18 protein-coding genes are annotated in these 13,968 nt (G+C 61.0%); all 18 read left to right on the top strand.

Features of this window, described 5'->3' with window-relative positions:
- Positions 1 to 9: 9 nt before the first annotated feature.
- A complete protein-coding gene (locus tag NE584_RS01660) occupies positions 10 to 1,386 on the top strand; it encodes an N-acetylmuramoyl-L-alanine amidase (RefSeq protein WP_227611881.1) in 1,377 nt (458 codons plus the stop codon).
- Between the two features lie 18 nt (positions 1,387 to 1,404).
- Positions 1,405 to 1,734 carry a Mor transcription activator family protein gene (locus NE584_RS01665; protein ID WP_005936263.1) on the top strand — a complete coding sequence of 110 codons (330 nt, stop codon included), beginning with the start codon at positions 1,405 to 1,407 and terminating at the stop codon, positions 1,732 to 1,734.
- Between the two features lie 112 nt (positions 1,735 to 1,846).
- A complete protein-coding gene (locus NE584_RS01670; protein WP_227611882.1) occupies positions 1,847 to 2,335 on the top strand; it encodes a hypothetical protein in 489 nt (162 codons plus the stop codon).
- Positions 2,336 to 2,347: 12 nt separating this feature from the next.
- Complete coding sequence (locus NE584_RS01675; RefSeq protein WP_227611883.1) at positions 2,348 to 2,638, top strand: hypothetical protein; 291 nt, start codon at positions 2,348 to 2,350, stop codon at positions 2,636 to 2,638.
- A gap of 4 nt (positions 2,639 to 2,642) precedes the next feature.
- Positions 2,643 to 2,966 carry a hypothetical protein gene (locus NE584_RS01680; protein WP_005936271.1) on the top strand — a complete coding sequence of 108 codons (324 nt, stop codon included), beginning with the start codon at positions 2,643 to 2,645 and terminating at the stop codon, positions 2,964 to 2,966.
- Positions 2,959 to 3,531 carry a DUF3486 family protein gene (locus tag NE584_RS01685; protein WP_055188831.1) on the top strand — a complete coding sequence of 191 codons (573 nt, stop codon included), beginning with the start codon at positions 2,959 to 2,961 and terminating at the stop codon, positions 3,529 to 3,531. Before NE584_RS01680 ends, NE584_RS01685 begins: the two co-directional genes overlap by 8 nt.
- The gene (gene terL, locus NE584_RS01690) at positions 3,518 to 5,293 is read left to right on the top strand and encodes a phage terminase large subunit (protein WP_256181537.1); all 1,776 of its coding nucleotides are present in this window, start codon (positions 3,518 to 3,520) and stop codon (positions 5,291 to 5,293) included. Before NE584_RS01685 ends, terL begins: the two co-directional genes overlap by 14 nt.
- Positions 5,294 to 5,306: 13 nt before the next feature.
- Positions 5,307 to 5,972 carry a DNA methyltransferase gene (locus NE584_RS01695; protein WP_256181539.1) on the top strand — a complete coding sequence of 222 codons (666 nt, stop codon included), beginning with the start codon at positions 5,307 to 5,309 and terminating at the stop codon, positions 5,970 to 5,972.
- Entirely contained in the window at positions 5,969 to 7,531 is a 1,563-nt protein-coding gene (locus tag NE584_RS01700; RefSeq protein WP_187016071.1) for a DUF935 domain-containing protein, read from the top strand. Before NE584_RS01695 ends, NE584_RS01700 begins: the two co-directional genes overlap by 4 nt.
- Positions 7,524 to 8,264, top strand: a complete 741-nt coding sequence (locus NE584_RS01705; RefSeq protein ID WP_256181542.1) for a phage minor head protein — start codon at positions 7,524 to 7,526, stop codon at positions 8,262 to 8,264. Before NE584_RS01700 ends, NE584_RS01705 begins: the two co-directional genes overlap by 8 nt.
- A 135-nt stretch (positions 8,265 to 8,399) precedes the next feature.
- On the top strand, positions 8,400 to 9,425 hold the full coding sequence (locus tag NE584_RS01710) for a phage protease (RefSeq protein ID WP_097772092.1): 1,026 nt from the start codon (positions 8,400 to 8,402) through the stop codon (positions 9,423 to 9,425).
- 4 nt (positions 9,426 to 9,429) lie between these two features.
- Positions 9,430 to 9,879, top strand: a complete 450-nt coding sequence (locus NE584_RS01715; RefSeq protein WP_256181545.1) for a hypothetical protein — start codon at positions 9,430 to 9,432, stop codon at positions 9,877 to 9,879.
- Positions 9,880 to 9,902: 23 nt separating this feature from the next.
- Complete coding sequence (locus tag NE584_RS01720; protein WP_005936290.1) at positions 9,903 to 10,787, top strand: Mu-like prophage major head subunit gpT family protein; 885 nt, start codon at positions 9,903 to 9,905, stop codon at positions 10,785 to 10,787.
- Between the two features lie 29 nt (positions 10,788 to 10,816).
- Complete coding sequence (locus tag NE584_RS01725; protein WP_256181546.1) at positions 10,817 to 11,272, top strand: gp436 family protein; 456 nt, start codon at positions 10,817 to 10,819, stop codon at positions 11,270 to 11,272.
- A 3-nt stretch (positions 11,273 to 11,275) separates the two neighbouring features.
- The gene (locus NE584_RS01730) at positions 11,276 to 11,773 is read left to right on the top strand and encodes a phage virion morphogenesis protein (RefSeq protein ID WP_288977781.1); all 498 of its coding nucleotides are present in this window, start codon (positions 11,276 to 11,278) and stop codon (positions 11,771 to 11,773) included.
- Between the two features lie 4 nt (positions 11,774 to 11,777).
- Positions 11,778 to 12,275: a hypothetical protein gene (locus tag NE584_RS01735; RefSeq protein WP_005936297.1), complete on the top strand. Its 498-nt coding sequence runs from the start codon at positions 11,778 to 11,780 to the stop codon at positions 12,273 to 12,275.
- Between the two features lie 13 nt (positions 12,276 to 12,288).
- The gene (locus NE584_RS01740) at positions 12,289 to 12,516 is read left to right on the top strand and encodes a hypothetical protein (protein ID WP_005936300.1); all 228 of its coding nucleotides are present in this window, start codon (positions 12,289 to 12,291) and stop codon (positions 12,514 to 12,516) included.
- Positions 12,516 to 13,961, top strand: coding sequence for a DUF2586 domain-containing protein (locus NE584_RS01745; protein WP_256181548.1), 1,446 nt, complete (start codon positions 12,516 to 12,518; stop codon positions 13,959 to 13,961). The genes NE584_RS01740 and NE584_RS01745 overlap by 1 nt, the downstream gene beginning before the upstream one ends.
- Positions 13,962 to 13,968 lie beyond the last annotated feature (7 nt).

Genomic DNA, 13,968 nt, shown 5'->3' on the forward strand with positions numbered 1-13,968 from the left:
ATTCACATCATGGCAAAATTGACACCAGACGCGACGAGGACGGAGCATGGCCTCGTCATCAACGAGAAGATCATCCCGTGGGGCGCGGTTTGGCCCAAGGACTCCGGCGCGTACAAGAAGGGCGCACAGTACAAGGCCGACCGTCTGCTCTCGGGCGGCACGGGCAAGGTCAAGGGCGTGACCATCCACAACACCAACGACCTGAAGAACGTGGAGGAGGACGCCGAGCAGTACACCCGTGCGACGTGGCCAAACGCCAACATGAACGACGCCCGCGTCCACTACTACGTCGACGACATCAACGCATGGCAGAACCTGAGAGAGGACGAGGTGGGCTGGCACGCGGGCGATGGCCGGAAGGCCACGGGCGGCAACGAGACGACGCTCTCCATCGAGATCATCATGGACGGCTCGGGCAGCAAGGAAGACCTCAAGGCAGAGGAGAACGGCGTGCTGCTGGCGGCACTGCTGCTGAAGAAGCACGGCTTGAGCGTGAACGAGCTGTACACGCACAACCACTGGATGGGCCACCCGGACTCCATCGTGCAGGGCGCGAGGAAGAACTGCCCGCTGTACATCCTGCCCCATTGGGCGCAGTTCAAGCAGAAGGTCGCCGCAAAGCTCACGGAGCTGAACGGCGGCGCGACCACCACGGAGGCGGGCAAGACGGAGATCATGGGCAAGGCCAAGGCGAACGCACAGCAGATGGCGCTGTTCGCCCGATCCAAGAACGCGGAGCCGCAGCTCCCGGCGTGCTCGCTGGAGCAGCTGGCGCAGTTCTTCCTCGAAGAGGGCGAGGCCGAGGGCGTGCGCGGCGACGTCGCCTTTGCGCAGAGCCTCCACGAGACGGGCTTTTTCAAGTACGGCGGCATCGTGCTCCCCACGCAGAACAACTACGCAGGCATCGGGGCGCTGAACGGCAACGCCAAAGGACAGGCGGCGACCTTCCCCGACCCGCGCACGGGTGTCCGGGCGCAGATCCAGCACCTGAAGGCATACGCCTCCAAGGAGGCGCTCGTGAACGGGTGCGTCGACCCGCGCTTCTCCCTCGTGACACGGGGCTCGGCGCAGTATGTGGAATGGCTGGGCGCAAGCGACAACCCCAACGGCAAGGGCTGGGCCGTACCGGGCAAGGGCTACGGCGGCAAGGTCGTCGCTCTGCTGGGGCAGATCATGGCGTTCGAGGTGCCCCAGCCGTCCGCACCGAGCGAGCCGGAGGAGCAGGAGCCGGAGTTCCCGGCGTATCAGTTAGAGGGGCTTGAAACGCTCGTGGAGGCTGGCGTCATCAACTCCCCCGAGTTCTGGCGGCAGAAGTTCAGCGAGCAGGTGACGGTCGGCGAGATGTTCGGTATCTTGGGGAAGCTCTTCACAAAAGTGACCGAGTAAGGACGCGGAGGGCGGGACATGGAAGACCTCGTAAAGGAACTGACGATCGACATGGTTCCTGACGGCGACAACCGCATCATCGCAGAGACGATCGGCGTCGAGAACTACTACAAGCTGTGCTCGGTCGTCGGCGGCTCGACCATCTACCTCCAGAAGCCGGAGAGTGTCCTTCGCCCTGTCCGAGACGCTCACATCAAAGCGGAGTTCAACGGCTACAACCACCCCGAGCTCGCCCGCAAGTACGGCGTGACGGAGCGGTGGGTGCGGCAGCTCTGCGGCGAGGGGAAGCTGGAGGGACAGATGAGCCTTCTCGACTACGGCGACGAGCCGGAAAACACTACGTTCTAAGACAACATTTCTAAGAAGCAGTACATATATAAGGTTCCTGAAAGGGACGGTAAAATAAGACTATGAGCATAGCTCATAGTCTTATTTTTATATCCAAAGGAGGACACCAAACATGAGCATGGAGATCATTCAGAGCGCGGCGACCGAGCTGCTGGTCAACGTTGCGCTCGCCGTGCTGGCCCTCGCCGGGGCCTACGCGGTCTACTACATCCGGCTCGGCACATCCAAGCTGAAGGCGCAGACCGCGCAGATCGAGGACGCATCCACCCGCAAGGTGCTGGACGACGCCTTGGAGGACGTTGCGAACCTCGCCACGCTGTCGGTGGGCGCAATGGAGCAGACCACGGCAAAGGCGCTGCGCGAGGCGGTCAAGGGCGGCAAGGCAAGCCGCGAGGAGCTGGTCGCGCTGGGCAAACAGGTCTTTGACGAGGTCAAGGCGTCGATCGCGCCGGAGGCGCAGCGGGTCATCACGAAGAACCTCGGCAGCTTCGACGAGTATTTGACGAAGTGCATCGAGGCCGCTGTGCTGAAGATCAAGCAGAACGAGCCGTACATCACCCTCCCGGAGAGTGCGCTCATCGAAGGCGAAGCGGAACGGTAAGGAGGGCGGCACATGGACGTCTCTCAGATCACCGCCCTCATCGGCGCGGCGGCGTCGCTGCTGTGCACCGTCGTCGTCGGGGCGCTCACCTTCTTTATGAAGAAGACGCTCACCAGTCTTGAAGAGGCGGACAAGCGGAACGCCGAGGACATCAAGACGCTGGACAAGAACCTCAACGACCTGAAGGCAGACCTCCCCCTGATCTATGTGACGCGGGAGGACTACATTCGGGTCATGAACAGGGTCGAGGACAAGCTCGACCAGATCCTCTACGGAGGCAAAGCCAAAGGAAAGGAGGAGTGACCTCATGGCAATCCTTGACGAGCTGACCGAGCAGGAGGTCAGCAAGAACAAAGCAATCCGGGGCTACATCGTCCGAGCCCTCGCAAAAGGCAGTCAGAACGCCTTGCTCGTCCGTCAGATCACAAACGCCCTCGTCGCTGACGGCCTGATCTACTCGCCGGACATTTCAAAGCCGATCGAGTATCTGCAGGAGGCGGGTTATGTGACCTTCACCGACCGATCGGTGAACGCCTACAACGCCTACCGCAAGGACTCCATCATCAAGCTCACCCGCAAGGGCGTCGATCTCGTCGAGGGCACGATCAACGACCCGGGCATCGATGTCTAAGGCGGAGCGACGGAGGACGCGGGTCAGCTCGACGATCGACAAGCTCCCGGACGATATTAAAGGGCAACTCGACGTCCGGCTTGCGGACACCTCCAACACCTATGAAGAACTGGCGGCATGGCTCAAGGCTGAAGGCTACGAGATCAGTAAGTCAGCGATCGGGCGCTATGCGATCCGCACCACACAGGCGGCGCAGCGCGTAGCGCAGACCATCCAGCGCACTCAGGCGATCGCTCAAGCGGTGGAGGCCCACCCCGACCTCGACTACACGAAGGCGGCGTCGATGGTGCTCATGGACGGGCTCATGCAGCGAGTCAGCACCGCTGAGGACGACTTTCAGGAAATGCCGCTGGATAAGGCGGGGCGACTCATCGCAAGCCTCGCCCGGAACGCCACCTACGAAAAGCGCGTCCGGCAGGACATGAAGAAAAAAGCTGAGCTTGCCTTCGAGCAGATGGAGACGGAGCTCATGGCGGCAATCAAGCAGCACCCTGAGCTTGCTGGCGAGCTTCATGACGTGCTGGAGCGTGCAAGAGAGAAGGTGCTGGCAGATGGCGAAGATTGACCTGAACGACTACCTCGAAAAGCTCACAGAGCCGGAAGACCGGGAAACGGTCGCAAACCGTGCGTATCAGCGGGAGCTGTTCGAGCAGTACGTCACAAAGGACGGCAACTTTCCCGAGCAGCGGGCGCAGCTCCTTGAGGACTTCAGGGTCGGAAAGGAACTGACCGGGCCGAAGGGACTGCGCCGGAAGCTCGGAGCCTTCGATCTTGAATACTTCGGGCGGGCCTATCTCGCGCACTACTTCGTCCGCCCGTCGCCCAAGTTCCACGGCGAGCTGGACAGGATATGGCGGGAGGGCGTGCTGAAGGGGATGAACCCGGAGGTGGACGCCAAGCGGATCAGCCGCGCGGATGGGTGCCGCCGTGCGATCGAAGCGCCTCGTGGCCACGCCAAGAGCACGACCTTCACTTTCAAGGATGACCTGCACGCCGCCGTCTACGGCTACAAGCACTACATCATCATCCTCTCTGACAGCTCGGAACAGGCCGAGGGCTTCCTCGTCGACATCAAGACGGAACTGGAGGAGAACGCTGCCCTGAAGGAAGACTTCGGCGAGCTGGAAGGCAAGGTCTGGAAGTCCTCTGTCATCCTGCTGGCCAACGGCGTCAAGATTGAGGCAATCGGCTCGGGCAAGAAGATCCGTGGCCGACGTCACAAGCAGTGGCGTCCCGACCTTATCGTCTGCGACGATCTGGAGAACGACGAGAACGTCAACACGCCGGAGCAACGCAAGAAGCTCCGCGACTGGTTCTATAAGGCGGTCTCCAAGGCGGGCGACACCTACACCGACATCGTTTACATCGGCACGCTGCTCCACTTCGATGCGCTGCTGGCCAACGTAGCGAAGAACCCGAGCTATAAGTCGGTGCGCTATCAGGGCGTCATCAGCTTCGCCACCAACGGCGAGCTGTGGGACGCATGGGAATCCATCTTCACCGATCTCTCCAACGACAACCGACAGGAGGATGCACTGGAGTTCTTCCAAGCGAACCGCGAGGCGATGCTGGAGGGCACGGCGGTCTTATGGGAGGAGAAGCTCTCCTACTACGACCTCATGGTCATCCGCATCTCCGAGGGTGAGGCGTCCTTCAACAGCGAGATCCAGAATGACCCCATCGACCCGGAGAACTGCACTTTCCAAGAAGAGTGGTTTGACTTTTGGGACGACGAGGGCAAGGCGCAGCCAGACTTCTCCGACCCGAAGTTTCTCTTCATCGGCGCGAACGACCCATCGCTGGGCAAGAACAAGAAGTCGGACACCAGCTCCATCATCGCACTGGCGAAGGACACGCAGACGGGCTACCTCTATGTCGTGATCGCGGACATTGCCAAGCGCAAGCCGGATCAGATCATTGAGGACGCCCTCGACGCGAGCCGACGCCTCCAGCGGGAGTACAAGCGGCCCTACTACAAGTTCGGCGTGGAGACGGTGCAGTTCCAGTATTACTTCGCCGAGATCATGCGGCAGCGTGCGGCAGCGGTCGGCGAGTATCTCCCTATCGAGGAGATCAACAGCACGCAGAACAAGGATGCACGCATCCAGTCCCTGCAGCCGTTCGTGAAGAATGGCTACATCAAATTCAGCAAGAAACACAAGACACTGCTAAAGCAGATGACCGAGTACCCGATGGGCAAGAACGACGATGCGCCGGACGGCCTCCAGATGGCGGTCAAGCTGGCGCTTGACGTCAAGATCGGGCGCAGAGTCGACTACAGAAGCGTCATCGCCCGCGCCCTCGACTTCCGGCGCGGAGCCTACTAAGGAGGTGAGGCGCATGATTATCCAAGAGAACACAATCATCCACGGCGACAGCCTCACCGTGCTCCGTCAGATGGAGCCGGAGAGTGTCGACGCAATCATCACAGACCCGCCCTACGGCATCAACTATGTCTCTCAGACGGGGGCGTCCATCAAGAACGACAAGAGCCCCTTTATCTGGTTCCTCTACGACGCCTTCCGCGTACTCAAGTCCGGCGAGGCTGGACGCGGCGGCCTGATCTGCTTCACCCGTTGGGACGTGGAGCAGACCTTCATCGACGCGATGAAGATCGCGGGCTTCAACGTCAAGAGTGAGGTCATTTGGGATAAGGTCTACCACGGCATGGGTGACACCAAGGCGGCGTTTGCACCGTCGCATGAGAACATCGTCTTCGCGGTTAAGGGCAAATACAGTTTCCCCGGCAGCCGCCCAAAAGACCTCGTCACATTCCCGAAGATCAACAGCTCCAAGATGGTGCACCCCACCGAGAAGCCTGTTGGTCTGCTGGCTAATCTCATCTCCTCGGTCACGAAACCGGGCGACCTCATCCTCGACCCGTTCGCCGGAAGCGGTTCCACGCTGGTCGTGGCGAAGAAGACGGGGCGTCGCTTCATTGGCATCGAGCTGGATGACGATTACTTCGTCACGGCCCAGCGGCGCATCGAGGAGGTGCGGGAATGAGCCGACTCAAGCAGCTCGTCACCCGGCTTAGACGCCCGGATATGCGGGAGGTCGCCGTGGCGCAGGTCTCCGACAAGTACAGCGAGTATCCCAGCAATGGCCTGACGCCTGTCAAGCTGGCTGAGATCCTCCGAGAGGCCGACGCGGGCGATGTTCTTCGGCAGATGGAGCTCTTTGAGGAAATGGAGGAGAAAGACCCTCACCTATTCAGTCAGCTCCAGACGCGCAAGAACGCCGTCACGGGCCTTGACTTCGAGGTGATTCCCTTCGGCGACGAACCGCTGGACAAGGAGATCGCCGACTTCATCGAAGAGCAGCTCAACGGCATCGAGAGCTTCGAGGATGTGGAGAATGACCTGCTCGACGCAATCGGCAAGGGCTTCGCCGTATCCGAGATCCTGTGGGGCTATGACGAAGGGCACGTCGTGGTGCAGGACATCAAGACGCGACACCAGAAACGCTTCTTTTGGGACACGCTGGACGATTCGTTCAAGGTGCGAACGAAGGACGTGCCGGAGGGCATCCTGCTCCCGGCGAACAAGTTCATCGTTCACAGGTACAAGGCTCGCAGCGGTCACACCTCTCGGGCTGGCATCCTCCGAGTTGTGGCGTGGATGTACCTCTTCAAGAACTACGACCTGAAGGACTGGGTCAGCTTCGCTGAGATCTACGGTCTGCCGCTCCGGCTGGGCAAGTACGCGCCGGGAGCGAGCGACAGCGACAAGGCGGCGCTCATGCGAGCCCTCATCCAGATTGGCTCCGACGCGGCGGGCATCATCCCGGATGGCACGAGCATCGACTTCATTACCACGGAGAAGACCTCCAGCTCCGACCTCTATGAACGGCTGGCTCGTTACTGCGATGAACAGATCTCCAAGGCAATCCTCGGCCAGACGCTGACTTCCGACTCGGGCGGCGGCAGTTACGCACAGAGCAAGACGCACAACGATGTCCGGCACGATCTCACCGTCGCCGACTGCAAGGCGCTGGCGTCCACCCTTCGGCGCGACCTCATCCGCCCGCTGTGCATCTTCAACTTCGGCGAGGACAAGCGCATCCCCTACATCCGCTTCGACTGCGAAGAGTCCGAGGACTTGACGCAGACGGCGACAATCCTCGGCACGCTCATCGAAAAGGTCGGGCTTCGGATACCCACGAGCTTCGTCTATAAGAAGTTCTCCATCCCCGAGCCGGAGGAAGGTGATGAGATTGCAAAGCCCACCTACGGAGGCGGCATGGGCGGCGTGCTGCCGTTCAAAAGCGATGCGCTACTCTCCCTCAAGGCGGGAGCTGACGCGCCGATCGGCACGCAGCAGCACATTGACAGGCTCGCCGCCGCCGCGCTCCACAAGGGCGTGGGCAGCTTCAAGCGCGCGTTCGAGCCGGTTCTCAAAATGATTGAGAACGCAGACAGTCTCGAACAGCTCCGCGAGCTGATGGAGGATGACACAGCCGTCGCCGAACTCTACGCCGCGATGGATGTCTCTGAGGTCGAGGAGCTGCTGCAGAAGGTTATGCTCTACGCCGATCTTGAGGGGCGGGTGGTTGAGGATGGATGAGTTCACCGCACTTTTCAGCCGCAAGGACATGACCTTTGAAGAGGCGGTCGCGTACTTCAAAGAGCGCGTCCCTGTAACCGCCTCGCGGTTCTATCAGATCGCCGCCGAGTACCGCGCCCTCGCCTTTACGGTCAGCGGCTACACGAAGGCGCAGGTGCTCAAGAAGTTCTACGACGAGCTGCTGGCCGCGCTGGAGGAGGGTAACAGCCTTGCGGAGTTTCGCGAGAACATGAACGACTTCCTCGAAGCAGAGGGCTACGAGGGCATCACGCCCTACCAAGCCGAGAATATCTTCCGCACCAACATCCAGACGGCCTACAATGTGGGCCACTACAAGCAGATGACCGAACCGGGCGTCAAGGCGCTGCGGCCCTACTGGCAGTATGACGCCGTCAACGACTCAAAGACCCGCCCGAGCCACCTTGCGATGGATGGGCGCGTGTTCATGGCGGACGATCCCATTTGGGACACATGGTTCCCGCCCAACGGCTTCAAGTGCCGCTGCACGGTCAAGACGCTCTCCAAGCGCCAGATGGAGCAGCGGGGGCTGACGGTGGAGACCGAAGCACCGAGGGCGGCGCGGCTGGAGGATGGGCGCTTCGTCAACATCCTGCCCGACCCGCAGTTCGATACCAACCCCGCCAAGGTACGCTATCAGCCAGACCTCACAGGCTACCCCGAGCCACTCAAAAAGGCGTACCAAGAGCGCGAAAAGGGGAACACTCCGCCATAAGGCCACAGAGCCCCGCTGTGCGCGTTTTGCTCTCGGCAGGGTAATTTGACGAGTGCGGCAAATAAGGGGCGTGCGCACGCGCTCTAACGCCGTTTCCGGGCGGTTCGCGGCGACACCAAAGGAGGACAGATGCAAATGGATGGTTTTTTGACCCTAAAAGGCGGCAATGTGGAGCTCGTGGGAGCGCCGGAGACGATCTTCGTCCTCCCCATCGGCCACGTTGTCAGTTCGAAGGGTGAGTTTGATGTAGACGATGAGAGCTACAAGGCGATGAAGGCGCAGATCGCCAAGCGCGGCGTGGATCTCGTCGTTGACTACGAGCATCAGACGCTCAAAGGGTGCGAGGCACCCGCAGCCGGATGGGTGAAGGAGCTGAAGCTGGAGGACGGGCAAATCAAGGCCGTCGTCGAGTGGACGCCCCGAGGGGCGCAGTACCTTGAGAACAAGGAGTACCGCTACCTTTCCCCGGTCGTGAATGTCCGCAAGGCGGACAACAAGGCGATCGGGCTCCACTCGCTGGCACTTACCAACACTCCGGCGATCGAGGGGATGAACCCCATCGTCAATTCAGACAATTTTGAAGGAGGACAACATTCTATGGACATCAAGAAGCTGGCGGAACTGCTCGGTTTGAGCGAGGACGCCACGGAGGAGCAGGTCGTGGAGGCGCTCAAGGTTTGCCTCGCCGAGAACCGCAGCCTCAAGGAAACGGAGAAGCAGCCGCCCGAGAACGTCGTGGCGAACAAGGCGGTTTGCGAGCTGCTGGGTCTGAAGGCGGGCGCTGCCGCCGAGGACGTGACCGCAAAGATCATGGAGCTCAAGAGCGGCACGGTCGACGGCGTCAACCTCGCCGAGGAGCTGAAGGCGCTCAAGCAGCAGAATGCGGAGCGCGAGGCCAATGACGCTGTCATCCTCGCCCTGAAGGCGGGTAAGATCACCCCGGCGCAGAAAGAATGGGCTAAGAGCTACGCCCTGAGCGACCCGAAGGGCTTCGGCTCCTTTGTGGAGAAGGCCCCGCAAATCGTGCCGATGGACAAGATTGAGCTGGACGACGTCAAGGCCCTCAAGAGCGACGCGCTGGACGCCGACACGCTGCTGGTCTGCAAGCAGCTCGGCATCTCGCCCGACGACGTCAAGAAGTACGGTATGAAGGAGGACTAAGATCATGGCAAAACTGACTGATGTGAGAGATACCCCTGAGATCGCCAACGGCGCAAAGGTCATCGCGGTGCCTGTGAAGGGCGGTACCACCATTTATCAGGGCGCACTCGTCGCTCTGGACGCGAGTGGCTACGCAATCCCCGGCAAGAAGGCCGAGAGCCTGACCGCTGTGGGCCGCGCCGAGGAGACGGTGACAAATACGGGCGCAGACGGCGAGTTGGTCATCCGCGTCGCTCGCGGCGTATTCGTCTTTGACAACACCGCTACCTCTGCGAATAAGATCACCGCCGCCCATGTTCTCAAGCCCTGCTACATGGAAGACGACCACACCGTCACGGCGCTCGCCACGGGCGCGTCCGTGGCTGGCACTGTCATCCGCGTGGATGACGAGGGCGTCGCCGTCGAGTGCGGAGGCTACGTTCCCGCTGCTGCCGCCGCAGGTGTGGGCGGCTAATCGAGTAAGGAGGTACATTCATTATGATCATCACCCCGCAGGCCCTTAGAGGCATCTATACCGCCTTCAACACGGTCTTTAACAAGGCGTTTGAAGGGCAGCATCCCACCTATGAAAAGGTCGCGACCGTCGTGCCCAGCACCAGCGAATCCGAGACCTACGCATGGCTCGGTGACATCCCCGGCATGAGGGAGTGGATCGGTGAGCGCGAGATCCAGAACCTCTCCGGCTCCGCCTACACCATCAAGAACAAGGACTTCGAGCTGACTGTCGGCGTAGACCGCAACGCGGTCGAGGACGACAAGATCGGCCTCTACAATCCTTCCATTCAGATGCTCGGCGAGTCCGCTGCGCTGCATCCCGACGAGCTGGTCTACGGTCTGCTGGCCAACGGCTTCACCGAGAAGTGCTACGACGGCAAGGCGTTCTTCGCTACCGACCACCCTGTCGGCAAGGACAAGGCAAGCAACAAGGGCACCGCGAAGCTGAGCATGGACGCCTACAAGACGGCGCGTACATCCATGATGAGCTTGAAGAACAGCAAGGGCCGCCCTCTGGCGCTGGTTCCCGATCTGCTGGTCGTGCCGCCCGCACTGGAAGCGGACGCCCGCGACATCCTCGTCGCCGACTTCATTAACGGCACGAAGAACACCATGCAGGGCACGGCGGAGATCCATGTGGAGCCTCGCCTCGCAAGCGACTCCGCTTGGTTCCTGCTCTGCACCAAGCGTCCCGTCAAGCCGCTGATCTACCAGCAGCGCAAGAAGGCGAAGTTCGTCTCCAAGACCAACGAGACCGACGACAACGTCTTCATGAGCAAGAAGTTCATCTACGGCGCAGACTCTCGCGGCAACGCGGGCTTCGGCTTCTGGCAGATGGCCTACGGCTCTGACGGTACCACCACCTAAACCGCCCGGGGCAGAAAGGAGGGCACGGCATGAGCTACAGCACACGCACTGAAGTGCGGGACATGGTCAAGGATGACGCACTCAACGCGATCATCGGCGACACCTTCATTGAAGATCCCGCCGAGCGTGAAGAGTTGGTCTCCCCGATCATCGATGCGGCGATCGCCGACGCGGACGCAGAGATCGACGGCTACCTCGCCAAGAGGTACGCCGTCCCTCTGGCCCCGGCCCCGAGGGTCATCAACAAGTTCTCCAAGGATATCGCGGTCTACAATCTGTTCTCCCGCATCGGCATCGACGAGGGGACGGATCAGAAGACCTACCTGAACCGCTACAACGCGGCGATCAAGTTCCTCACGCTGGTCGCGGAGGGCACGGTGTCCATCGGCACGGAGACGGAAGACCCGGCGAGCGCAGCGGCGGGTGGTTTTAAGGTCAAGTCCAACAGCCGCCTGTTTACCCGCGAGAAGATGAGGGGGATGTAACGCATGGCCATGTACAGCATCCGGCTCGACGGCGACACGCGGGCGATGCTCCGCAGGATCAGGAGCTTCTCGGAGATCGACAAGCAGGGCATCAATGCGGCACTGGCTGAGGGCGCGCGCGAGTCGACGCTGGAACGGTTCAAGCAGAGCAAAGGCCCGGACGGGCGCAGATGGAAGACCTCCATCCGCGCCGCACAGGAGGGCGGCAAGACGCTCATCCAGTCCGCGCAGCTCCGCAACTCCATCCACGCCAAGTCGGACACCTCCGGCTTCGCGCTCGGCACGAACGTCAAGTATGCGGCGACGCATCAGTTCGGAGAACCGGGCCGCACCATCCGGGCGCGGAAGAAGAAAGCCCTCCGTTTTCAGGTGGGCGGCAAGTGGGTCACGAAGAAGCAAGTCCGCATCACCATCCCGGCCCGTCCCTTCCTCGGTCTCTCAGAGGACGATATGCAGGAGATGAAGGCGACGGTCGAGGAGTTCATCCAGAAGGAGGATTGATCTCTTGCTCTACACGGAAAGCAAGCAATATCTCATCGACAAGCTGAAAGCGGCGGGCATCAAGTCCAAGCCATTTACCACAGAGAAGGCTCTGGAGAAGAGCCAGGAGTCCCACATCGGCGCGGTCTTGTTCGAACGTGAGACTTTCACCCGAAACGGTTCCAAAAAGAGATACAGAGACGAAGAGGGAACGCTGCACAAAAGGCGGAAGATCATGGAACGGGCGACCACGTTCGGCGTGATCATCGGCGGCTATACCGATGATGAAGTCGAAGAGATATTCGACCGCTTTGTGGCGAGTCTTGACCGTGGCATCTACATCGACGGCAACTTCGTCCCCATTGAGATTGAGGGAGCGGATTGGGTCGACAAGGACGACTCACTCCTAAAAGCACAGGTCGCCGTGCAGGTGATGATCACCTTCAACGGCGGCGTTTACCGCGACACGGGCTTCGCACCTCTGACCGATGTCAGAGTGACGTCCGTGGAGAAGATCACATGAAAGGAGCCTACAGATGGCGACTAAAACACAGAAGCCGGAAGGCGCTGCCGCACCGGAGCTTGTGCCGATCGACAAGCTCCGTGAGCAGCACAAGGTTGGGCGTGCCACCTACGCGGGCGTATGCGCCGCGAATGGCTGGCGGCCCGGTAAGGCGATGACGGAGGACGAGTTCCTCGCCGCCGTCGCCAAGTTCAACAACAGCCCGATGAACGGGCGTAAGAGCAAGGAGGCGAGGAAGTAATGCTTAGAGATGTACGCAGCAACGTCACGGACGGACTGCTCGGCTTCGCCACGGCAACGGGCGACGGTCTGCACATCAAGATCGGCGTCTCCCCCTCTGTCACCGAAAAGCCCATCACCATCCTCGGCAGCATGGGCGCAAGCACCATCAAGTCCAAGTTGGGCCTGTCCCCGCTGGCCGATGCGGTCATGGACGCGGTGCAGGGCGGCGCGGCCCGCGTGTTCTGCATCCCCGTCGCCGCAAGCACCGCTGGCACGATCGGCGAGGTCACGAAGACGGGCGACGGCGGCGGCAGCGTGACCGTGCAGGGCTCGCCCAACAACGCCTACGCGCTCACCGTGCGCTTCACCGCGCAGGGCGGGCTCAACACCGCAGCCTTCGTCTACTCCATCGACGGCGACAACTTCTCGGATGAGATCACCGTCCCCGTCACTGGCAGCTACGAGATCGAGGGCACGGGTCTGACGATCAAGTTCACCGAGGCGAGCTCGCCGGATCAGAAGCCCAGTTCCTTCCTCGTGCGCGACACCTACACCCTCAAGACCACTGCACCGAGCATGACGAACGGCGATGTGCTGGGCGCGATTGAGAAGATCAAGAGCTTCAACGAGGAGTTCGAGTTCGTCCACATAGTCGGCGGGAGCACGGTGGAGCTGTGGGAGGCGGTCAGTGAAGCACAGAAGGAGCTGATGACGGTCTGCCACAAGCCCTGCTTCTTCCTCATGGAGGCCGCCTATCCCGCCGACGAGGCGGATGGTGACCTGAGCGATTGGGCGCTGCAGATGGAGGCAGACCGTAAGCGGATCAAGAACTCCGACATTCAGGTCTGCGCCGCATGGGGTCGCCTTGTGCGGCTGGACGGCACCACGCAGATTGTCAACCTCGCGGGCCTCGCCTCCGGGCGCTACGCCATGACGAAGGTGAGCGTGTCCATCGGCAAGACCAAGGACGAGGACGCGCTGGGCTTCCCCAAGACGAAGCTGCTGGAGCTGGTTCCCATCGGCTACGACAGCACCGTCATTGAACTGCTGGACGTCGCGGGCTACATGACCTTCCGCGAGTACGACGGCCTTGACGACATCTTTGTCTATCACACGAAGATGATGTGCAAGGACGGCAGCGACTTCCGCTATGCCGAGGATGTGCGTGTGAAGAACAAGATCATCCGCGAGACACGCAAGAAGGCGCTGCAGTTCAAGAACGACGACATCGACCTTGAGGACATTCAGGGCGAGCTGGACGCGCGGGCGAAGTTCATCAGCGTGCCGCTTGACCGCATGGTGGAGGACAAGGAGATCAGCTCCTATGAGACCACCGTGGACGAGAGCTGCTACGATACCTTCCTCGAAGATGAGACCATGAGCGTCATCATCCGCTACCTCTCCAGAGGCTACATCCGCGAGGTCGTTATCGACATCGGGCGCTCGGCTCTGAGCAGCAACTAAGGGAGGA

This window comes from Clostridium sp. DFI.5.61, from assembly GCF_024462915.1.
Classification (GTDB): domain Bacteria; phylum Bacillota; class Clostridia; order Oscillospirales; family Oscillospiraceae; genus Lawsonibacter; species Lawsonibacter asaccharolyticus.

Excerpts from the sequence above, each read along its gene's own strand:
- NE584_RS01715 (WP_256181545.1), top strand. The coding sequence starts at position 9,430 with ATGGCAAAACTGACTGATGTGAGAGATACCCCTGAGATCGCCAACGGC.
- NE584_RS01725 (WP_256181546.1), top strand. The coding sequence starts at position 10,817 with ATGAGCTACAGCACACGCACTGAAGTGCGGGACATGGTCAAGGATGAC.
- NE584_RS01670 (WP_227611882.1), top strand. The coding sequence starts at position 1,847 with ATGAGCATGGAGATCATTCAGAGCGCGGCGACCGAGCTGCTGGTCAAC.
- NE584_RS01680 (WP_005936271.1), top strand. The coding sequence starts at position 2,643 with ATGGCAATCCTTGACGAGCTGACCGAGCAGGAGGTCAGCAAGAACAAA.
- NE584_RS01720 (WP_005936290.1), top strand. The coding sequence starts at position 9,903 with ATGATCATCACCCCGCAGGCCCTTAGAGGCATCTATACCGCCTTCAAC.
- NE584_RS01700 (WP_187016071.1), top strand. The coding sequence starts at position 5,969 with ATGAGCCGACTCAAGCAGCTCGTCACCCGGCTTAGACGCCCGGATATG.
- NE584_RS01745 (WP_256181548.1), top strand. The coding sequence starts at position 12,516 with ATGCTTAGAGATGTACGCAGCAACGTCACGGACGGACTGCTCGGCTTC.
- NE584_RS01710 (WP_097772092.1), top strand. The coding sequence starts at position 8,400 with ATGGATGGTTTTTTGACCCTAAAAGGCGGCAATGTGGAGCTCGTGGGA.
- NE584_RS01660 (WP_227611881.1), top strand. The coding sequence starts at position 10 with ATGGCAAAATTGACACCAGACGCGACGAGGACGGAGCATGGCCTCGTC.
- NE584_RS01685 (WP_055188831.1), top strand. The coding sequence starts at position 2,959 with ATGTCTAAGGCGGAGCGACGGAGGACGCGGGTCAGCTCGACGATCGAC.
- NE584_RS01740 (WP_005936300.1), top strand. The coding sequence starts at position 12,289 with ATGGCGACTAAAACACAGAAGCCGGAAGGCGCTGCCGCACCGGAGCTT.
- NE584_RS01705 (WP_256181542.1), top strand. The coding sequence starts at position 7,524 with ATGGATGAGTTCACCGCACTTTTCAGCCGCAAGGACATGACCTTTGAA.
- NE584_RS01675 (WP_227611883.1), top strand. The coding sequence starts at position 2,348 with ATGGACGTCTCTCAGATCACCGCCCTCATCGGCGCGGCGGCGTCGCTG.
- terL (WP_256181537.1), top strand. The coding sequence starts at position 3,518 with ATGGCGAAGATTGACCTGAACGACTACCTCGAAAAGCTCACAGAGCCG.
- NE584_RS01730 (WP_288977781.1), top strand. The coding sequence starts at position 11,276 with ATGGCCATGTACAGCATCCGGCTCGACGGCGACACGCGGGCGATGCTC.
- NE584_RS01695 (WP_256181539.1), top strand. The coding sequence starts at position 5,307 with ATGATTATCCAAGAGAACACAATCATCCACGGCGACAGCCTCACCGTG.
- NE584_RS01665 (WP_005936263.1), top strand. The coding sequence starts at position 1,405 with ATGGAAGACCTCGTAAAGGAACTGACGATCGACATGGTTCCTGACGGC.